The sequence below is a fragment of the Methanothrix soehngenii GP6 genome (assembly GCF_000204415.1).
Taxonomy (GTDB): Archaea; Halobacteriota; Methanosarcinia; order Methanotrichales; family Methanotrichaceae; genus Methanothrix; species Methanothrix soehngenii.
This window is the reverse complement of the sequence record NC_015416.1, coordinates 1439487-1457680: the sequence shown is the minus strand read 5'-3', so window position 1 is coordinate 1457680 and position 18194 is coordinate 1439487. Positions and strand designations below refer to the sequence as shown.

Sequence of the window (18194 nt, the reverse complement as noted above, 5' to 3'; positions counted from 1 at the left end):
TGCAGCGAACTGCTTTTGAGCGGGATGACTCCAATGGCCATGCCGCTTAACGAGATCATAATTCCCCTCATCGCCATCGGCCTGGCGGAGATGGGCGACAAAACTCAGCTCTCTGTGATACTCCTCTCCTCCCGCACCCGGGAGTACATCCCGCTCCTGGCCGGAGTCATGCTAGCTTTTCTGATCACAGATGGATTTGCCATTCTCATAGGCTCCTGGATGACAGGCATAATTCCCCTCGATCTGCTAAAACTGATATCTGGCGGGGTGTTCATTCTGTTTGGAGCATTGATTCTCAGAGGAGACCAAAAGGAGGCAGAAGAAGAGAGGGGGCTATCGTCCGGGAACGCTCTTCTATCCGGATTTTCCCTTATCTTTTTATCGGAGTGGGGAGACAAGACCCAGATCGCATCCGCCCTCTTTGCCACGGAGTATAATCCAATCATGGTCTTCATAGGGGTTATGGCAGCGCTATTCATCCTCTCCGTTATGGCAATCTATCTGGGGCAAATCATCTCTCAGAAGGTCGACAGGAAGCTGGTATCCAGGATAGCGGGCACCCTATTCTTGATAATAGGCATCGCTATCATCCTCTCTCTGTTGGCGCCATATGCGTTTGCTATTGGATTATAACGGCCCAATAAAATAGATTATTGCAATAGCAAGGACCCTTGCCCTGCTATCGCTTTGCTGAATTTATGTAGTGGCTATATTATTATCTAAACCTTTTCTACCTTATCGGCCTTGGGGCCTTTCTCGCCCTCAATGACATCGAAGCTCACCTTGTCGCCCTCATCGATTGCGACACCGGGCTTCAAACCAGTCACATGAACGAAATAGTCCTTACCATCGTCACCAGCAATGAATCCAAAGTTCTTGACTCGATTGAAAAACTTAACTGTTCCATCTACCATTTTTTATTCCTCAATAAGATTAGACCCTCTGGAGGAGCTTCAACTACTTAAAGTTGCTGGCAGCTTCCCTTCAGGAGGCAAATAACAGCCATGTGAAGCCCAATCTATAAGAAAAGGTTTTATAGAAGAGCAAATACTGCTTAACGAGAATCATTTGCTGGAGGATTATTATACATGGCAGGAATGGGTGGAACACCAGTTATCATTTTAAGAGATACCCGCAGAGAATCGGGAAACGAAGCCATTTCGAATAATATAATGGCCGCCCGCGCAGTGGCCAATGCCGTGCGCAGCTCAATGGGCCCCAAAGGCATGGACAAGCTGCTGGTGGATTCCATTGGCGACGTCACCATCACCAACGATGGGGTGACCATCCTCAAGGAAATGGATGTGCAGCACCCTGCTGCCAAGATGCTCATCGAGGCTGCCAAGACCCAGGATAAAGAGGTGGGTGACGGCACCACCACTGTAGCTGTGCTGGCGGGGGAGCTTCTCAGGAAAGCGGAGGTGCTCTTAGACCAGAAGGTCCACCCCACTATGATCGTGCAGGGCTATAGAATGGCAGCTGATGAAGCAGTAAAGATCGCAAAGTCAATCGCCTTCGAGGCCCAGGAGTCAGATCGGGTGCTGCTGGAGAGAATCGCCCGGACCGCTATGACCGGCAAGCTGGCAGATTCTCCTGACAGCAAGATGGCCGGATATGCCGTTGATCTGGTCCTCAATGCCACCGAGGACTATGGGGATAAGAGGGTCTTCGACATGGACAGGGTCAACGTGGAGAAGAAGGTGGGCGAGAGCACAGCAGACTCAGAGATCATCGAGGGAGTGGTGATCGACAAGGAGATCGTCCACCAGAATATGCCCCGCAAGGTCACAGATGCCAAGGTGGCCCTGCTCTCCTGCCCCATCGAGTCCAAGGACACTGAGACCAAGACTGAGGTCCAGATCACCTCCTCCGATCAGTTCCAGATGTTCATGGAGCATGAGAAGAAGAGGGTAAAAGAGGCAGCAGATAAGGTGATCGCCAGCGGCGCAAATGTGGTCTTCTGCCAGAAGGGCATCGACGACCTGGCCCAGCATTACCTTGCACAAGCGGGGGTCCTCGCCCTGAGAAGGGTGATCAAGAAGGACCTGGACAAGCTTGCCAAGGCCACGGGAGCTAACATCGTCACCAGCCTGGATGAATTGAAACCCTCGGACCTCGGATCCGCCGCTCTGGTGGAGGAGCGGAGGGTGGGAAGTGGGATAATGACCTTCATCACCGGCACCAAGAAAAGCGCTGCAACCCTACTCCTCCGGGGAGGAACCCAGCAAGTCCTGGATGGCCTGGAGAGGGCCCTTGACGATGCCTTACATGCGGTGGCAGACGTGGTGGAGGACAAGAAGCTGGTGGTTGGCGGTGCAGCCCCGGAGATCGAGATCGCATTGCGCCTGCGCGAATATGCCGCCACCCTGAAGGGAAGGGAGCAGCTTGCCGTCGCCAAGTTCGCTGAGGCGATGGAGATCGTGCCCAAGACTCTGGCCGAGAACGCTGGCTTTGATGCCATCGATAAGGTGGTTGAGCTGAAGAGCAGGCACTCCAGCAACAAGAACATAGGGCTCAATGCCTATACCGGGGAGACGGTGGATATGTATGAGCTGGGCGTGGTCGAGCCCCTGCGGGTTAAGATTCAGGCCATTTTGTCAGCCACTGATGCTGCTTGCTTGATACTGCGCATCGATGATGTCTTAGCCTCCACCAAGGAACCTCCTGCACGCGGTGCAGGCGGCATGCCTCCTGGGATGGGGGGCATGGGTGGAATGGGAGGAATGCCCGGAATGGGGATGGGAGGAATGCCTCCCGGGATGTTCTGATCATCCCGAAACCATTTTTTTTATGGTACAGACATACTCTTTTGGTTTATTTTGGTTTGTTGATGATGCCGTTTTGGCTCAAGCATCCATTTTCACCTAATGAAAATGCAATAGTGCAAATCCGTTATGTATATCGATCACGTTATCTATATATAACTTACAATGAGATTTGCTTCTGAGGTCAAGCAGCAATGGAAGGATATTGGATCTGGCTGGCATTTCTGGCTTTAGCGGTGATATCCCTCAGCATCATCCAGCTGGAAGCTGGTCGCAATAAAAGGCTGCTAGCAGGCTATCGCCAGATGCAAATGGACGTAGAACAGCTGCGGGGCCGGCTCAGGGAAAAGGAGATGAAGCTGGACCAGCTCCAGCGGGAATGCGCACATCTGCTCAAGCTCAAGAGCCGCAACCTGGATCTGGAAGAGGAGCTCAAGAAGACGAAAAGATCGGCAGAATACAATTCGTCGGAAAGGCTGCAATACCTGGAGAGCTACCTTGCCCGCCAGGAGCAAAATCCTTCAGCCATCTTCCTGGGCACCTTTCCACCCCTTCGCCTCCACTCCATTGAGGACAGACTCTGCAGGATGCTGGAGGCGGCCAGGTTCGAGGTGGTGGTTGTATCCCCCTGGATAAAGAGGCAGACCTGGAATCGGATTGCTGCTCCATTGCAGAAGTTCTTCCGCCGGGGAGGGAGGCTGGTGGTGTTCATGAGGGGACGGGAATCGGACTACAGCTCAGGAATGAGCGATGACATCCAGGATGAGGTAAGAAGGCTGGGAGGAGAGCTCCTTTTCGTCCGGCCGCTCCATGCTAAGATCTATATGATCGACAGAAAAGAGGCGATAGTGACCTCTGCCAATCTCTCCCAGGGAGGGATCGATGACAACTACGAGGCAGGGGTATGGTTGAACGATCCCCAGGTCATCCATGATATCTGCTCTTATGTGGATGACCTGTACAGGTGCCGGCAGAGTTGAAAAAGGAAAGGAGCATTTAGGCGCGTTGGAGGATTGAGATAATTTGTCCAGGATTCGGGTCTTGTGAGGTTTATCATCCGGACGAGGATACATTTCTCCTCTTGCAGGCGGCCATAAAAGAGGCCCGCCCAGAGGATCATGTGCTCGAGGTAGGCTGCGGTTCGGGTCTCGTATCCCTGGAATTGGCCAGACAGGTGGAGAGCCTTGTCGCCCTGGACATAAATCCTCATGCAGTCAGGGCGACCAGGGAGAGAGGGGTGGAGGTGATAAGATCCGACCTCTTCGAAGGAATAAGAGGGAAATTCGATCTGATCATCTTCAATCCCCCTTACCTTCCCACAAAACAGGCAGAGAGAAGCGATCAATGGATCAACTATGCCCTGGACGGAGGGGAGAGCGGCAGGGAGACCATAGGCCGGTTCTTGCTCGATCTGGCGGAGCATCTCCGGCCGGGGGGAAGAGCACTGCTGCTCATATCCAGCCTGAGCGGACCGGAGGAGGTGGAGATGATGGCAGGGGACGCCGGGCTTATCACAGAGCGGGTGGCCAGCAAGGGATGCTTTTTTGAAAAGCTCATGGTGCTGAGGATCACAGTCCGCAATTGAGTTCTCCGGCGGGATAGTAGATATCATTTTATAAATATAGACTTATCAGCATCAGAACTGCCCGCAAGTCCATCGCCTTTACTATCCAGGAGAGCGATCAGCCTCTCCAGCACTAGAGAGACGCCTTCTCCGGTCTCGGTGGACATCTCTGCCAGATCACTGTATCTCTTGATATCAACCTTATTGGCGACGATCAGCATGGGCAGCCTGATCCAATTGGATAGATCCTCGGCCAGACGAAGCTGTGAATCCAGAGGATAGCCGCAGTGCTCGCTTGGGTCCAGAATGTATAGCACTACCCCCTGCAGATGGCTGAGGGCAGCCACGGTCTGCCTCTCGATCTCATTTCGCTCCGACATTGGCCGGTCGAGCAATCCGGGAGTGTCCACCACCTGATACCTCTTATCGTCCCGAACGAAGTGGCCCACAATTATCCCCCGAGTGGTAAAAGGATAGCTTGCCACTTCTGGTTTTGCCCCAGTGATGCGGATGATGAAGCTTGATTTCCCCACATTGGGATAACCGGCGATGAGAATGGTTGGAGCTTCCGGGTCTATGGTCGGCATCTTGCGAAGCAGATTCCGGGCAGAATTCAGGAACAGCATATCCTTTTCAATCGATCTCATCACCGATGAGAAGCGCCCAAAGGCCGACTTTCGGAGGGGAGTGCTGTCCGTCCCCCTGGCCCGCCGGATCTTTCCCACATATTCTCTGGTTATCAGTCTTGTCTGCCTGGAGGCCCAGCGCAGGCGAGATAAGCTGATACGGATCTTATCTACGCCAACCGTTATCTCCACCATCTCTCTGTAAAAAGGAGGCAGGTTCTCAAAGGAGGGAAACTTCCGGATCAAATTGGCAAGGTTATCTGAGAGGATATTGCCTGCATTCAGGACCATGGACTCATTGTCGGCAGCACGGGTGGCGCGCCGGAATGATTTATCTAAAAGCTCCTGCGATGTGGGGATAGTTGGAAGACGCTCAAACATCAGTGAGGACTAGCCGGCATTAACAGATAAAGCTTCGGTCCGGCCTTCCGTCTCCTTTGGGGCATGCGCGGCGCGGATTGCAGGATTCATTTAATAAATGGTTTTCGGAAGGCTTAAATAGTACTTCTTTATCTATATAGATGAGGTGACCTTTTGAAGAGACTAGGCACCGCGCTTCATGTCGTGCAGAATAAACTGATAGTCCAGAGTGAAGAGATCGTTGGAAGCGAGACCGCTATCCCCAGGGGTAACTCCTGGGTGGTGGATCAGAAAAGGACCAGGGTCGGAAAGGTTTTCGATATATTCGGTCCCATCGATCGTCCATATATAATCGTTCGGCCGAATAGAGGAACAGATGCCGCTGCCCACATCGGAAAGAAGCTCTATATCGATGAGGCGCCGGGGAGAGATAGCAAGTGGAAGAAATTGAAAAGCTGAGAGAGATAGAGAGGGCAGAGCCGGAGAAGCTCAAGGAGCGTACCCGGCTCAGACGCGAGAAAGAGAAGGTAGACGAGTTTGAGAAGTTTACAGTCGAGTGCCCAGAGTGCAAGAGCCACACCCTGGTGCGCGACTATGAACGAGCAGAACTGGTTTGCTCCGACTGCGGCCTGGTGATCGATGAGAACTTCATAGATCAGGGGCCGGAATGGAGAGCCTTCGACCACGATCAACGCATGAAGAGGTCGAGGGTTGGGGCGCCCATGACGTACACCATCCACGACAAGGGACTCTCCACCATGATCGACTGGAGGAACAGGGACTCATATGGCAAGACCATATCCTCCAAGAATAGGGCTCAGCTCTACCGCTTGAGAAAATGGCAGAGGCGCATCCGGGTCAGCAATGCCACAGAGCGAAACCTAGCCTTTGCCCTGTCTGAGCTGGACCGAATGGCATCAGCTCTAGGTCTATCCAGAAATGTGCGGGAGACGGCGGCGGTTGTCTACCGCAAGGCTGTAGACAAGAACCTCATCCGGGGGCGGAGCATTGAAGGCGTGGCAGCAGCAGCGCTCTATGCCGCCTGCCGCCAGTGCAATGTGCCTCGTACCCTGGATGAGATCGCAGAGGTATCCAGGGTATCGAGAAAAGAGATCGGCAGGACATACCGGTTTGTGTCCCGGGAGCTGGCCTTGAAGCTCATGCCCACCAGCCCCATCGACTACATCCCCCGCTTCTGCTCCGGCCTGAATCTGAAGGGCGAGGTGCAGGCGAAGGGAATTGAGATCCTCCGCCAGGCCGCGGAAAAGGAGCTCACCAGCGGGCGCGGGCCCACTGGCGTGGCCGCAGCCGCTATATATATCGCCTCCATCCTCTGCGGGGACCGGCGCACACAGCGCGAGGTGGCAGATGTGGCAGGAGTGACAGAGGTCACCATCAGGAACCGCTACAAAGAGCTGGCAGAAGAGCTGGACATAGAGATAATCCTTTGAAGGGATATCTCTAGCATCTTTTTTTCAGGCAATTGCCCTAGAATCAGATTCCTGTTTTAGCCTTTATCTGCGAGATGTCCTCTTCTATCTTTGCCAGCCTCTCGGTTAGATCATCTCTATAATCTGAACGGATATCATCAATACTAACTGCGATTTCCTCTTTGGCGGAGTCTATTTTTTCTGCCAGCAGATCTGCGGATGATTTGACCTGATCTCTTACCCCAACGATCTCCGCTTTCAGGTCGTCTCTTGTGACCCTTATCTCGTCCTTTAGTTCTACGCGGGTGGCTTTGACCTCGTCACGCGTGGCTTTCACCTCATCGCGAGTGGCCCTTATCTCTTCCTTGAGCTCCTCGCGAGTGGCTCGTATCTCATCTTTCAGTTCCACTCTGGTGGCTTTTATCTCCTTCAGCACATCCTTGTTTACAGAGATCAGCTCCTTGAGCAATTCCGCTGCTTGATCGATCCTCTGATCGGTCTCTCCACTGCCCGAGACCACCTTAAAAAATCCCTGGAACTCATTTGCTGCAGCTGAATACTCCTTCTGGATATCTGCCACCTGAATCAGAGTATTCTTGATGTCTATGGCGGCAAGTAGGCTCCCCAGGTCGTAGTCTTGCCCTTCTGCCACCACCTTGACCCGGCCGTCATCGAGGTTCTGGACGTAGCCGGTCAGTCCAAAGTCCCTGGCAATGGAAACCACCCTGGCCCGGTAGCCAGTCTTCTGAACCTTGCCGGAGATATAAGCGGTCAGCCTGCGCATTATAGTTAATTTTCTCACTCTCTTTATTTAAGCCTATGACCTGCCGTATTTTAGAGTAAGAAGGAGGGAGGCAAAAGTCAGTGATGTAGGAGGAAAAGATGCTTCGACCTTTGCCAATTACTATATACGGCAATTGCCGATATAAAAAACTTTCGCTTGATGGCAGCGGACGATTCCAGGGCAAAGAGATGCTCGGCTGGTGAAAAGATGTTGGAAGAAGATCCTCTGGGCGACATTGCAGTTCTCACAACTATTTGCCAGCAGCCTCCTGCAGCAGCAATTGTGCATCCCCATGCATGCCTGTGAGTTTTTTGGTGATGATGTGCTGCGGGCCATACTCCTGCTCCGCCAGCCCTTTAATCCGCCAGATATCGGAGAGGAGCCTGCCGATCTCCTTTTGAACGTACCTGCGGTTCTGCTCGCTCATGGTCAAAACATCTCGGTCTTCTCAAAGCCCCTCTTTCATTTTACCCTTTTCGCCGTCCTTCCCAAAGCCTGGGACAACTGACAGATCTAATTTGGCATAGTGGCAGCCGGGTGGGGCCTCTCCGAGCGCATGGCTAGAAACCTTCCTGGCGGCGGCACAGGAGAAAGGAATGCCGCTGTTGACACTGGACAGAAGACTGTACGAGAAAGTAAGAGGGAAAAGAGATGTCCGTTTGGTCTGACAAGAAAATTTAGCGATCAGAACCATACCTATTAAGCACTGGCCGCACATCATGCTCTATGGATGACCGCCGGACGGTCTGCCTCTGGGAGGTGGATTTTCTTCGAGGACTGGCCATTGTAATGATGGTCATCTTCCACCTGGCGTATGACCTGGACTTCTTCAGGATCCATGAGATTGATCTGTCCGGAGGATTCTGGTTTTATCTGGCCCGCTTCACTGCCTCCCTCTTTCTCCTGCTGGTTGGCATCTCCCTCACCCTGAGCTATTCCCGGGCGAAATTGGCCGGCCAGCGGAATCAATACCCTTTCAGGCTCTTGAAAAGAAGCCTCTGGATAATGAGCCTGGCCCTGGGAATTACCCTTGTAACCTATATCGTCATTGGAAGGGGATTTATTGTCTTTGGAATACTCCACCTCATCTCCATTTCCATACTCTTAGCCTATCCCCTCCTCCGCCTGGGCAGAATGAACCTCCTTTTAGGGCTGGCAGCGATCTTGCTGGGCCTGTACATCCAGGAGCTTGAGGTCGACTTTTTCTGGCTCATCTGGCTGGGCCTGGCTCCCCGAAGCTTCACCTCCCTGGACTATGTGCCTCTATTGCCCTGGTTTGGGGTGGTGCTGATGGGTATGGCCGGGGGAGCATTGCTCTACAAAGATCTCGGCCGCCGCTTTCCCCTGCCCGATATCAGTGCCTGGCCTCCGGTCAGAGGGCTCATATTCTTGGGCCGCAACTCTCTGGCCATCTATATCCTCCATCAGCCTCTGCTGCTTGGCCTGATCTACCTGGCAGAAGGCCCGTCTCTCTTCTCTTTTGCCTGGAAATGAAATGAGGAGAAATTATGATGAAATGAGGATGAAATAGGAATGAACCAAGGGAAAAGAGAGCCTTGTATACGACCGAAGATGATGGCCAGCATTCTGGAAAGCGTGAAGGCTCCCTTCGGCCCTTCGGGCGGATAGGGCCCTTAATGTTATCTATCAGCAGAGCTATCCATATCAGCATGCCATTTGAAGAATGCAGCATTAGCCATAAGGGCGTGCTCGTAGTGGGCGGTATAATCGTAGACCTGATTGCCAGATCTGAGAAGTTCAAGGTGGTAAATGACAACCTCTGTTTTCCCTTCGACTCCAAGATCACCCTCGATCAGCTCAGCCAGGATACCGGAGGCTCAGCACACAACCTGGCAACCAACCTGGCAGAATTGGGCACAACCACTTACATCCTCGGTTCAGTGGGCAAAGAGGACCACGGCGAGGAATACCTGAGAAACCTGAGGATTCACGGCGCAATCACCAAATATGTCACCTTAAAGGAGGGCCTGACCGGGATGTCTTTGGTCTTTCTCTATAACGGCGAGAAGACCGTTCTGACCAGCAGAGGGGCCAATGCCCTGCTGGGTGAAGAGGACCTCAATCCTGAGGTCTTTGATAAGATCGATACCATGGTCCTTACCAGCCTGATAAGCCAGGAGAATATGGCGCTGATGAAAAAGGCCATAGAAGAGGCGAAAAAAAGAGGTATCTACATCATCACGAATCCCAGCATGAGCATGGTCAACCACCGACCAGAGGAGCTGAAGCATGCCATGCATAACAGCCAGGTGATAATCATGAACGGCAAGGAGTCGATGCTGATAACCGGGGAGAAGGATGTCGATTCCGCTATCAAGAAGCTGAAGGATTATGGAGCAGAGACGGTGATCGTCACCCTGGATGTCAGAGGCGCGCTGGTTTTGGATAATGAACGGACCTTCCGGGTGCCCTCCTACAAGGTCAAAGTGGTGGACACGACCGGCGGGGGAGATAGCTTCACCGCTGGATTCATCCATGCCAAATACCATGGATACTCGAATGAAGAAGCTGTAAAGTTCGCCTCCGCTGTGGCCGCCCTGAACATCGTCACCCCGGGAGCGAGCACCGACCTGCCCAGCGAAAACGATGTGGTCGAGTTCATGAAGACGGCGGAGTTTCTGGAGGCTTGATTTGGGGGGCGAAGGGAGGGATCGCACCCGCATGGAAATCTCATCAGGCCATAAGGGCTAAGTCCCCTTTGCGGAATATGCTCTCTCCCCCCAGGTGCACCATCTCCGGCAATCCCCCAAACCGGGCCCTGACGATCAGCTCTCCGATCTTTTCTTTCATCACCCTGGCGATGCCGATGATGGATGTCGTGGGCCGGGCGTTCACATCCACCGCCTAGGGTCGTTCCCCCAGCACGAAGTCGATCAAACGCCATTTGGCGAAGACCAAAACGCGTGGCCGAATGTTGCATCACGATCCGATACAGGGAGGGGCCATTTTTTCCTCATATTCGTGGCTTAGCAGATTTAGCGGGATGCCGTCTCAGCCAGCGACACCTGATAGGCCTTCCAGCCGGGGCACCAACCGGTATGCCAGCGCCAGATTCTGGCTACCACGGAGTCTGGGTGCTTGTCAGAGTATCTTCGCAGGGGGCAGGAGTCGCAGGCGTGCTTTTTTTCGGACATGGTTTCCAATCTCTTATGCTCGCTATTATGCTTATCTCTCAATGGGATTACTCTTAATCAACCGAGCTCTCCCTTCAGGAACGTGTACTCCCCTGTCACATGCACCCGCTCCGGCATCCCGCCAAACTTTGCCTGCAGTATCAGCTCCCCGATCTCCTCTTTCATCACCCGGGCGATGCCGATGATGGATGTCGTTGGCCGGGCGTTCACATCCACTGCCCACGGTCGTTCGCCCAAAACATAATCTATGCCCGCGTAACCGCGCAAAGCCAGGACATCTGCCGCCTTCTCCGCCGCCTCCCAGATCTCCGCCGCCCGGGGAGTGCGGTAGGGCACCTGGCTTCCCTGATATCTCATCTTCCCATCGGCAAAGTCGATCAGCTGGCGGTTGAGGGTTAAGGGCAGAAAACCCTCTTTCCCCACGATGAAGCTGGCGGAGAGGTGCAGCCCCTCATGGTAGCGGGTGACGATCTCCTCCGGGCCCGCCCGGACAAAGGAGCTGATCCTCACCCCTTCCGAGCCCGAGCCGGTGCGCGGCTTGACCACATACTGCAGGCAGCCCTTATCCACCGGATCGGGCCGGTCCACGATTTCTGCCACTGGAACGCCGGAGCGCGCGAGCGCCTGGGTAGAGAGTAGCTTGTCCGCAGCCAGACTGGCGGCAGCGGGGCTAGAGCCAAGATTGGCCGTCCGGCCTTCGATTATCTCCAAAAAATGCGGCTGCAGGCCATCAGGAGCGATCAGCAGGCATGCTTCTGCCTCGATCGACTGCAGGAGAGACCCAAAATCCCTCCCAGCCTCAAGCATTATGGGCTTGCCCTCTTTTAACCTGGGCCCAGAGGTGGGATAGGCCACCTCGTGTCCGCTGGACGCGAAGCTCTCCACCAGACAGGAGAGCATGGCTCTGCCCTCCAGCTCATGTGTGCCGCCCAGACCCAGGGCGGATGCATACTCGGCAACGAAGATGTCCATGAATTCTCGAACTGCCAATGAAGAGCAGGCTATACTAGTCTTATGGCCGAAGAGGCCGAAAGACAGGGCTATTGAGAGGAGGGAGATCGGCAAGAGACAAAGAAGCAAGAGATCATCAATTAACCTTTTATTCCAGCCCACTTCTCCTAAAGCCCATGAAGCTTCCGGGCACGGCGACAGCAGAGGAGAACATCCACATCGCCATGGGGAAGCTGGCCATCAGGCCTGGCGATCTGTTCCTGGATATAGGCTGCGGCTCAGGGGCAGTCTCCCTGGCCGCCTCATGCTACACAGACAGGATCTACGGCCTGGACCGCCGACCAGAGGCGATAAATCTCAGCAGAGAACTGGTTGAATGCGGGAAATTCCTCCTGGGCGAGGCAGAGGAGATCATACCCCGGCTGCCAGCGGTGGACAGATGCTTTATCGGCGGCACCCGAGGAATAGACAGATTCCTTCCCCTTCTGCTGGAGAAGGCCAGCCCGGGATGCATGATCGTCGTCGACCTGGCCAGGATAGGAATTGCCAGCAAGGTGGCAGAGCTGATGAAAAAGGAAGGCATTTTCAGGGAGATCCTGCAGATTCACATCAATCGGGGCTACGACCTGGCGGGGGACATTGCCTTCAAGCCCATAAACCCCATATTCATGGTGATCGGCAAATGTTAATCGGCATAAGCCTAGGACCGGGCGATCCGCAGCTATTGACCTTCAAGGCAGCAGCGGCCTTGAAGAGCTGCAAGCGGGTCTATGTTCCAGGGGAGATGGCAGCAGAGCTGGCCAGGCCCTACTCCTCCCCCCAGATCCTGGATTTCCCCATGATCCAGGATGAACTGGAGTTGAAAAGGATCTGGCAGAAAAATGCAGATATCATCGCCCAGGACGCTGGCACCAGCCAGGTGGGCTTTGCCTGCATCGGCGACATCAACACCTTCTCCACCTTCAGCCATCTGAAGAGGGTGATAGAAGAGCGCCATCCGGGAATAGAGATCCAGACCATTCCCGGGGTGGGAGTGGTCCCAGCCCTGGCCTCCAGATTCGATGTACCTTTGGAGAGGTCTTTTCTGGTCTCGGACGGATCCCAGGTGCAGTCGGTGATCAGGATAAAGGCCACCAGGCCCAGGAAGCTGGCTGAGGAGCTACGAGAAGAGGGTTATGAGGATTTCACATTGGGCATGAGGCTCTTTACCCCGGAGGAGAGGATCGTCCGGGGAGAGATGCCGGAGAGGAGCGATTACTTCAGCGTCCTCTTGGCCCGGAGGAGAGAATGAAGGTCTACTTCGTAGGGGCGGGACCGGGCGACCCGGAGCTGATCACCGTCAAGGGCAAGAGGCTCTTGGAGGAGGCGGACCTGGTGGTGTACGCCGGCTCTCTGGTCAACCCCCAGCTCCTGGAGGGATTGAGAGCCATCAAGGTCGACAGCAATGGACTGTCTATAGAGGAGACCCAGGCAAAGATGGTCGAGTTCCTGCGAGCGGGAAAGAAGGTAGTGCGACTGCACAGCGGCGACCCTTCGATCTATGGCGCCATATTAGAGCAGATGAAACCCCTGGAAGAGATGGGAATAGAGGTGGAGGTGGTTCCCGGAGTCTCCTCCCTCTTTGCCGCCTCCGCCGCTCTGAAGACCCAGCTTACCCTCAAGGGGATCTCTGAATCTCTGATCGTAACCAGGCCCAAAGGGACCACGCTGGCAAAGGACGACCTGCCCACCCTCAGCCGCCTGGGAACGACCATGGCCATATTTCTGGGAATCGACAAGATCAGGGACATAGTCCAGTCCTTAGACCTGCCGGGCACAACTCCGGTGGCGGTGGTCTATCACGCCTCCTGGCCGGACCAGCAGGTATTGTGCGGAACAATAGATGATATCGCCGATAAGGTAGAAGAGGCGAAGATAGACCACAGCGCCCTCATACTGGTGGGCGATGTGGTTAAGAGAACGGGATACAGGAGGTCTCACCTATACCGGAGCCGCTGAAGTCCCTGGCCATCCTGGTCTTCCCCCGGGATAGGGATAAGGGAGAGAGGATTGCCCGGGCCTTAAGCGATCGCTATCAATCTACTCTAGTCCTTTATGAGGAGGAGAGGATGAAGAGGCTCCTTGAGAAATACGATCTGCTGGTAGCGATCATGGCGGTGGGGATCGTGACCAGAAGCCTCTGCCGCCATCTGCAGGACAAATGGCGAGACCGGCCGGTGGTGGCCGTCGACTCCGCCCTCAGCTGCGCTGTGCCGGTGGTAGGAGGCCACCACGGGGCCAATGACCTGGCCCTGCTTTTAGCAGAAAGGATGGGGCTCTATCCGGCCATAACCACCGCCACCGATGCCTCGGGCCGGCCCTGCCTGGAGAGCGTGGCCGGGCGGCTGAAGGCTGATATCGTGAACAAAAGCTCCTCAAAATCCATCAACCTCGCATTCTTGACAGAGGACGTCCCAATATTGAGGCTGAAGGGGCCTAAGATACTGCTGGTGGATGAAGATGTGGCGGTGCTCAAGGCAAAGGGGCTGGTTTTGGGTGTGGGGGCCAGAAAGGGCGTATCCTCTGAGGAGGTCCTCCAAGCGATAGACCAGGCCCTGGCGGAATCCGGCAGGAAGAGAGAGGATATAGCATTCTTAGCCACCGCCTGGCTAAAGAAGGAGGAGGAGGGCCTGCTGGAGGCGGCGAAGTCTCTAGACAGGGAGATCGTCTTTCTCTCCCGGGAGGAGCTCAACTCCCAAAAACCTTCCACTCCCTCGAGGGCAGAGGACCTGGGACTGGCGGGAGTTGCCGAGCCCGCAGTCCTCGCCCTGGCAAAGAGGCTCATTCTTCCCAAGAAGGCATACGGAAGGGTGACCGTTGCCATTGGAGAAAATTAAAATGACTGCCGAAAAGGGATTGGGATTCAATGAATGATTCTGCACTCAGCCGATCAATAGACCGTCATTGCGCTAACAGGCTCTCAATCGTTGGCATCGGGCCGGGTGATGCCTCCCTCCGCACCCTAGCGGCAGTGGATGCCATAAAAGGAGCTGATTATGTGGTCGGCTACCGGCCCTATCTGAAGCTCATAGAAGACCTCTTGCCGGGAAAGGAGGTCTACTCCAGCGGCATGGGAAAGGAGACAGACAGGGTCCGAGCGGCTTTGGATCTGCTCAGCCGGGGACCTGTGGCCCTGGTGAGCTCGGGAGACGCTAACGTCTACGGCATGGCAGGCCTGGGCCTGGAGATGGCAGAGCATCCAGCTGAGGTGGAGGTTATTCCTGGGGTCACATCATTTACCGCTGCAGCTTGCCGGGCCGGCCTTCTCTTCCGAGAATGCGTGGCGGTGATAAGCCTCAGCGACCTTCTCACCCCTTGGCAGGATATCGAGGGCCGATTGCGACAGGCAGCGGATTTTGGAATGCCCGTCGCCCTCTACAATCCCAGAAGCCGGAAAAGAGACTGGCAGCTATTGCGCGCCCTGAATATCTATGAGAAAAGAGATGTTCTGGTGGCAAAAGAGGTGGGAAGAGAGGGAGAAAGGCTCTTTTGGACCACAGCCGCTGCCCTCATGGATAGCGTTTCCCTGAGAGAGGAGATCGATATGACCACGCTTCTCATCCTCCCGGGCAGGGGCACTTACAGGGGGGATGTTGCTCGAGAGGCAGAGGTGAACCTGGTGGGCACCGGCCCGGGAGGTCAGGCAAACCTCACCGCAGAGGCCCGGACCATCCTCAGCTCATCTGAAAAAATTCTGGGAGCAGAGCGTTACCTGAACCTGATCGGGGACTATCCAGGGGAGAAGGTCGCTCATGCGGGTCCCTGCCCGGAGAGATCATACGCCCGCTTCCAGGAGGCAGAACAGCTCGCCCGCTCGGGAAAGAAGGCGAGCATCCTCACCGGCGGCGACCCGAGCATCTTTTCCGCGGGCTGGCGGATCATGGACCTGGCCAGAAATCGGCTTCCCGTTCACATATCTCCTGGAGTGAGCGCCTTCTCGTCAGTTGCCGCAAGGGCAGGAGCTCCCCTCTCCGGGGACTTCGCCCTTCTCTCCCAGCTGGATAATCCAGAAGCGCCATCCCTGCTGGCAGCAGCAGGCTTCGGCGTTGTGATCTATAATGTGAAAGGGCATGAGGTGCAGGCCTTCCTCCAGGAGCTGGAACCGGAGAGAGCGGTGGCCCTGGCCAGGGACGTGGCCCGGAAGGGAGAAGAGATGATCATAATGAAGGCAGAAGAGCTGATGGAGACAAAGCCATCAGGCTTCCGGTTCACCCTTCTGGTATCCTGCCCGAAGGCGGAGATAAGAGAGGGCAGGATCATAGCCCGAAGGGGATATGATACCAAATACAGCTACTAGAGCTGATTGATATGATAGAGAACTATACCGATATTGGGGCCAGCACACCTGAGGCGATAAAGATCAGCAGAAAAAGCCGGGAGCTCATATCCAGCATGATCGGGGACCGGAGCCTGGAGGACAGGATCACCCAGAGATGCGTCATTGCCACCGGCGACCCAAGCACAGCCGATATCATGAGATTTCAGAATGACCCTTTTCAGGCAGGCCTTAAGGCCCTGGAACGAGGCGCTCCCATCTACGTGGATATCAAGATGGTCCAGGCGGGGGTGCTAAAGAAAGGCCATACCAGCCCCATAGAGGCGTTCATCGATAAGGGAGACGAGCTGGCGGCATCCAGGGGGATCACCCGCACCTCAGCCGGTGTATTTGCCCTGAATGAGAAGCTCTCCGGATCAATAGCGGTGATAGGAAATGCCCCCTCTGCCCTGCTGACCCTCTGCGAGCTCATGGAGTCGGGACGGGTCCAGCCCGATCTGGTGATAGGAGTGCCAGTGGGCTTTGTCAATGCCCTGGAGAGCAAAGAGAGGCTCCGCGAGATCCCCGTCCCCTCGATATCCACTGCCGGTACCCGCGGCGGAACCCCCATCGCCGTAGCAGCCATAAACGAGATCATAAACACCTATGCCAGAGAAAGACCCTGAGCTGATAGCCGATCCAGTCAGCGGCTTTAGCATACCCCTCTCCTGGATCGAATCCTGTTCCGATCCCCGGGCCCGGGAGAAGATCCTGTCGGGCAGATGGACCATCCTCTCAAGCGGCCAATTATTAAAGCGCGGCCTTACCACGGGAACCACCGCCGCCGCCGCAGCGAAAGGGGCAGTCGTATCCCTGGTCCGGGCGACCGAAAGCCTGGAGGTGATGACGCCAGCCGGAATACCGGTCTCGGTTTCCGTTAAGGCAGAGAACGGCTACTGCAATGCTCGCAAGGACGGAGGGGACCATCAGTCCGATGTCACCGCCGGCCTGGGGATATCGGCCCGGGCAGAGCCATCTGGAGAGACGGTTCTGCTCGCCGGGGCGGGAATTGGAAGGATAGGAGCCGGAGGCCTGTGCGACCAGATCGGTCGACCGGCCATAAGCCCCTCAGCAAAAGGGCAGATCATGATGGCTATATCCGAAGGGCTGAAGGTGACAGGTCTTGAGCATGTTCGGGTGGAGATCTGGGTTCCCCAAGGAGAGAGGATTAGCCGCCAGACCCTCAACCCCAAATTGGGGATAATGGGAGGCATATCCATCCTGGGATCGACCGGATTTGTGGAGCCCTGGAATGAGCACCTGATAAATGAGAGGGCTGAGGAGCTGAAAGGGGCGAAGAAGGTGGTGGTCAGCACGGGCAGAACCGGACTCAAGCTCAGTCGAATTCTCTTTCCCGATCACGAAGCGGTGCTTATGGGAAACCAGCTGGGCCGGCTGGAGTTTGAGCCTGATCAGGAGAGCATCTTATGTGGCCTTCCCGCTCTGATACTAAAATGGGCTTGGCCCGAGATACTAAAGAATACGGATTACAATACCGTGGCGGAGATGGTGGAAAAGGAGCCGGAGCATGAGAACATTGCCCTGGGATTGAGGAGGGCCAAAGAGAAGCTGCCTTACACCCGGATAGTTCTCCTCCAAAGGGATGGGCGGATCTTATTGGAGGCTCCATGATCATTGTAGGAGTGGGCATCGGCCCGGGCATGATGACCCAGGAAGCCGAGGAGGCCATCGGCCGGGCGAGGTTGATCTATGGATCGAAGAGGTCGATAGACCTGGCCAGGGAATATATCGACCCGGACTGCATTGTCAGGGAGATAGAGGACTACAAGAGGCTCTCATCTCTGCCAGAGGAGGCCGTGGTTCTGAGCACCGGTGACCCCATGCTCTCCGGCCTGGGCTATCTGCCGGGCAGGGTGATCCCAGGGATATCCAGCCTGCAGGTGGCCTGCGCTCGCCTGAAGATCAGCGAGCTTGATGTGGTCCCCATCACAGTCCACGGGCGGAGGATGGACCCAGAGGCAATAGCATCGGAGCTGAGCCGGAACAAATCCGTCTTTCTTCTCACCGATGACAGCACCGATCTGGAAGGGGTCTGCCGGCTGCTGGAGGAGAGGGGGCTCGCGCGAAGCGTGCTCGCCCTAACAGATCTTGGCTACCCCCAGGAAAGGATCGAGAGAGGGAGCACTGCCTCTCCCCCTCAGGCCCCCGGTCTCTCCTGCGTTCTCATCGGACCGCTGTGAACGG

At 55.3% G+C, this 18194-nt stretch carries 23 protein-coding genes; 17 read left to right on the top strand and 6 right to left on the bottom strand.

Annotated elements, in window-relative coordinates:
• Positions 1–33 precede the first annotated feature (33 nt).
• The gene (locus MCON_RS07315; RefSeq protein WP_013719364.1) at positions 34–633 is read left to right on the top strand and encodes a TMEM165/GDT1 family protein; all 600 of its coding nucleotides are present in this window, start codon (positions 34–36) and stop codon (positions 631–633) included.
• 86 nt (positions 634–719) lie between these two features.
• Here the strand turns inward: MCON_RS07315 and MCON_RS07310 are convergent, their stop codons facing one another.
• Positions 720–914 carry a cold-shock protein gene (locus MCON_RS07310; protein ID WP_013719363.1) on the bottom strand — a complete coding sequence of 65 codons (195 nt, stop codon included), beginning with the start codon at positions 912–914 and terminating at the stop codon, positions 720–722.
• A 174-nt stretch (positions 915–1088) separates the two neighbouring features.
• On the opposite strand from MCON_RS07310, the gene thsA reads away from it, so the two are divergent.
• From thsA to MCON_RS07295, 3 genes are all read left to right on the top strand, one after another.
• On the top strand, positions 1089–2768 hold the full coding sequence (gene thsA, locus MCON_RS07305) for a thermosome subunit alpha (protein ID WP_013719362.1): 1680 nt from the start codon (positions 1089–1091) through the stop codon (positions 2766–2768).
• 191 nt (positions 2769–2959) lie between these two features.
• Positions 2960–3745 (top strand): phospholipase D-like domain-containing protein, encoded by a 786-nt coding sequence (locus tag MCON_RS07300; protein WP_013719361.1) that lies wholly within the window; start codon positions 2960–2962, stop codon positions 3743–3745.
• 32 nt (positions 3746–3777) lie between these two features.
• Positions 3778–4350: a HemK2/MTQ2 family protein methyltransferase gene (locus MCON_RS07295; RefSeq protein WP_202795847.1), complete on the top strand. Its 573-nt coding sequence runs from the start codon at positions 3778–3780 to the stop codon at positions 4348–4350.
• A 23-nt stretch (positions 4351–4373) separates the two neighbouring features.
• On the opposite strand, the gene MCON_RS07290 is transcribed toward MCON_RS07295, so the two are convergent.
• Entirely contained in the window at positions 4374–5336 is a 963-nt protein-coding gene (locus tag MCON_RS07290; RefSeq protein ID WP_013719359.1) for an NOG1 family protein, read from the bottom strand.
• A 153-nt stretch (positions 5337–5489) separates the two neighbouring features.
• On the opposite strand from MCON_RS07290, the gene MCON_RS07285 reads away from it, so the two are divergent.
• Together MCON_RS07285 and MCON_RS07280 are read left to right on the top strand one after the other, a co-directional pair.
• Positions 5490–5774 carry an H/ACA ribonucleoprotein complex subunit GAR1 gene (locus tag MCON_RS07285; protein WP_013719358.1) on the top strand — a complete coding sequence of 95 codons (285 nt, stop codon included), beginning with the start codon at positions 5490–5492 and terminating at the stop codon, positions 5772–5774.
• Positions 5753–6766, top strand: coding sequence for a transcription initiation factor IIB (locus tag MCON_RS07280; RefSeq protein ID WP_013719357.1), 1014 nt, complete (start codon positions 5753–5755; stop codon positions 6764–6766). The genes MCON_RS07285 and MCON_RS07280 overlap by 22 nt, the downstream gene beginning before the upstream one ends.
• A gap of 43 nt (positions 6767–6809) precedes the next feature.
• Here the strand turns inward: MCON_RS07280 and MCON_RS07275 are convergent, their stop codons facing one another.
• Positions 6810–7529, bottom strand: a complete 720-nt coding sequence (locus MCON_RS07275) for an acylphosphatase (protein WP_013719356.1) — start codon at positions 7527–7529, stop codon at positions 6810–6812.
• A gap of 199 nt (positions 7530–7728) precedes the next feature.
• Here MCON_RS07275 and MCON_RS16110 point away from each other — a divergent pair, with 199 nt between their 5' ends.
• The 3 genes from MCON_RS16110 to MCON_RS07260 all read left to right on the top strand — a co-directional run bounded on the left by MCON_RS16110 (position 7729) and on the right by MCON_RS07260 (position 10180).
• Positions 7729–8037, top strand: a complete 309-nt coding sequence (locus tag MCON_RS16110; RefSeq protein ID WP_157863717.1) for a hypothetical protein — start codon at positions 7729–7731, stop codon at positions 8035–8037.
• Between the two features lie 218 nt (positions 8038–8255).
• Positions 8256–9023: a heparan-alpha-glucosaminide N-acetyltransferase gene (locus tag MCON_RS07265; protein ID WP_013719355.1), complete on the top strand. Its 768-nt coding sequence runs from the start codon at positions 8256–8258 to the stop codon at positions 9021–9023.
• A gap of 176 nt (positions 9024–9199) precedes the next feature.
• Entirely contained in the window at positions 9200–10180 is a 981-nt protein-coding gene (locus tag MCON_RS07260; RefSeq protein ID WP_157863716.1) for a carbohydrate kinase family protein, read from the top strand.
• A gap of 43 nt (positions 10181–10223) precedes the next feature.
• Here MCON_RS07260 and MCON_RS16105 read toward each other — a convergent pair whose 3' ends face one another.
• The 3 genes from MCON_RS16105 to MCON_RS07250 form a co-directional block, all read right to left on the bottom strand.
• On the bottom strand, positions 10224–10385 hold the full coding sequence (locus MCON_RS16105; RefSeq protein ID WP_013719353.1) for a hypothetical protein: 162 nt from the start codon (positions 10383–10385) through the stop codon (positions 10224–10226).
• 140 nt (positions 10386–10525) lie between these two features.
• Positions 10526–10684: a hypothetical protein gene (locus MCON_RS16490; RefSeq protein WP_193373742.1), complete on the bottom strand. Its 159-nt coding sequence runs from the start codon at positions 10682–10684 to the stop codon at positions 10526–10528.
• A 57-nt stretch (positions 10685–10741) separates the two neighbouring features.
• On the bottom strand, positions 10742–11749 hold the full coding sequence (locus tag MCON_RS07250; protein ID WP_232844360.1) for an ATP-grasp domain-containing protein: 1008 nt from the start codon (positions 11747–11749) through the stop codon (positions 10742–10744).
• A 62-nt stretch (positions 11750–11811) separates the two neighbouring features.
• Here MCON_RS07250 and MCON_RS07245 point away from each other — a divergent pair, with 62 nt between their 5' ends.
• The 8 genes from MCON_RS07245 to MCON_RS07210 are packed head-to-tail and all read left to right on the top strand — an operon-like array spanning position 11812 to position 18190.
• A complete protein-coding gene (locus tag MCON_RS07245) occupies positions 11812–12324 on the top strand; it encodes a methyltransferase domain-containing protein (RefSeq protein ID WP_013719350.1) in 513 nt (170 codons plus the stop codon).
• Positions 12318–12926 (top strand): cobalt-factor II C(20)-methyltransferase, encoded by a 609-nt coding sequence (locus tag MCON_RS07240; protein WP_013719349.1) that lies wholly within the window; start codon positions 12318–12320, stop codon positions 12924–12926. The genes MCON_RS07245 and MCON_RS07240 overlap by 7 nt, the downstream gene beginning before the upstream one ends.
• Positions 12923–13633, top strand: a complete 711-nt coding sequence (gene cobM, locus MCON_RS07235) for a precorrin-4 C(11)-methyltransferase (protein WP_013719348.1) — start codon at positions 12923–12925, stop codon at positions 13631–13633. The genes MCON_RS07240 and cobM overlap by 4 nt, the downstream gene beginning before the upstream one ends.
• Positions 13600–14511 (top strand): cobalt-precorrin 5A hydrolase, encoded by a 912-nt coding sequence (cbiG, locus tag MCON_RS07230; RefSeq protein ID WP_332829096.1) that lies wholly within the window; start codon positions 13600–13602, stop codon positions 14509–14511. The genes cobM and cbiG overlap by 34 nt, the downstream gene beginning before the upstream one ends.
• A gap of 29 nt (positions 14512–14540) precedes the next feature.
• Positions 14541–15971, top strand: coding sequence for an SAM-dependent methyltransferase (locus MCON_RS15170; RefSeq protein ID WP_013719346.1), 1431 nt, complete (start codon positions 14541–14543; stop codon positions 15969–15971).
• An 11-nt stretch (positions 15972–15982) separates the two neighbouring features.
• On the top strand, positions 15983–16615 hold the full coding sequence (locus MCON_RS07220) for a precorrin-8X methylmutase (protein WP_013719345.1): 633 nt from the start codon (positions 15983–15985) through the stop codon (positions 16613–16615).
• Complete coding sequence (locus tag MCON_RS07215; protein ID WP_013719344.1) at positions 16596–17621, top strand: cobalt-precorrin-5B (C(1))-methyltransferase; 1026 nt, start codon at positions 16596–16598, stop codon at positions 17619–17621. The genes MCON_RS07220 and MCON_RS07215 overlap by 20 nt, the downstream gene beginning before the upstream one ends.
• Entirely contained in the window at positions 17618–18190 is a 573-nt protein-coding gene (locus MCON_RS07210; RefSeq protein WP_013719343.1) for a cobalt-precorrin-7 (C(5))-methyltransferase, read from the top strand. Before MCON_RS07215 ends, MCON_RS07210 begins: the two co-directional genes overlap by 4 nt.
• The last annotated feature ends 4 nt before the right edge of the window (positions 18191–18194 follow it).

Bases quoted from the DNA above. Each gene is read 5' to 3' on its own strand.
- MCON_RS07315 (WP_013719364.1), top strand. From the start codon at position 34: ATGGCCATGCCGCTTAACGAGATCATAATTCCCCTCATCGCCATCGGC.
- MCON_RS07310 (WP_013719363.1), bottom strand. From the start codon at position 914: ATGGTAGATGGAACAGTTAAGTTTTTCAATCGAGTCAAGAACTTTGGA.
- thsA (WP_013719362.1), top strand. From the start codon at position 1,089: ATGGCAGGAATGGGTGGAACACCAGTTATCATTTTAAGAGATACCCGC.
- MCON_RS07300 (WP_013719361.1), top strand. From the start codon at position 2,960: ATGGAAGGATATTGGATCTGGCTGGCATTTCTGGCTTTAGCGGTGATA.
- MCON_RS07290 (WP_013719359.1), bottom strand. From the start codon at position 5,336: ATGTTTGAGCGTCTTCCAACTATCCCCACATCGCAGGAGCTTTTAGAT.
- MCON_RS07275 (WP_013719356.1), bottom strand. From the start codon at position 7,529: ATGCGCAGGCTGACCGCTTATATCTCCGGCAAGGTTCAGAAGACTGGC.
- MCON_RS07265 (WP_013719355.1), top strand. From the start codon at position 8,256: ATGGATGACCGCCGGACGGTCTGCCTCTGGGAGGTGGATTTTCTTCGA.
- MCON_RS07260 (WP_157863716.1), top strand. From the start codon at position 9,200: ATGCCATTTGAAGAATGCAGCATTAGCCATAAGGGCGTGCTCGTAGTG.
- MCON_RS16490 (WP_193373742.1), bottom strand. From the start codon at position 10,684: ATGTCCGAAAAAAAGCACGCCTGCGACTCCTGCCCCCTGCGAAGATAC.
- MCON_RS07245 (WP_013719350.1), top strand. From the start codon at position 11,812: ATGAAGCTTCCGGGCACGGCGACAGCAGAGGAGAACATCCACATCGCC.
- MCON_RS07240 (WP_013719349.1), top strand. From the start codon at position 12,318: ATGTTAATCGGCATAAGCCTAGGACCGGGCGATCCGCAGCTATTGACC.
- cobM (WP_013719348.1), top strand. From the start codon at position 12,923: ATGAAGGTCTACTTCGTAGGGGCGGGACCGGGCGACCCGGAGCTGATC.
- MCON_RS15170 (WP_013719346.1), top strand. From the start codon at position 14,541: ATGAATGATTCTGCACTCAGCCGATCAATAGACCGTCATTGCGCTAAC.
- MCON_RS07220 (WP_013719345.1), top strand. From the start codon at position 15,983: ATGATAGAGAACTATACCGATATTGGGGCCAGCACACCTGAGGCGATA.
- MCON_RS07215 (WP_013719344.1), top strand. From the start codon at position 16,596: ATGCCAGAGAAAGACCCTGAGCTGATAGCCGATCCAGTCAGCGGCTTT.
- MCON_RS07210 (WP_013719343.1), top strand. From the start codon at position 17,618: ATGATCATTGTAGGAGTGGGCATCGGCCCGGGCATGATGACCCAGGAA.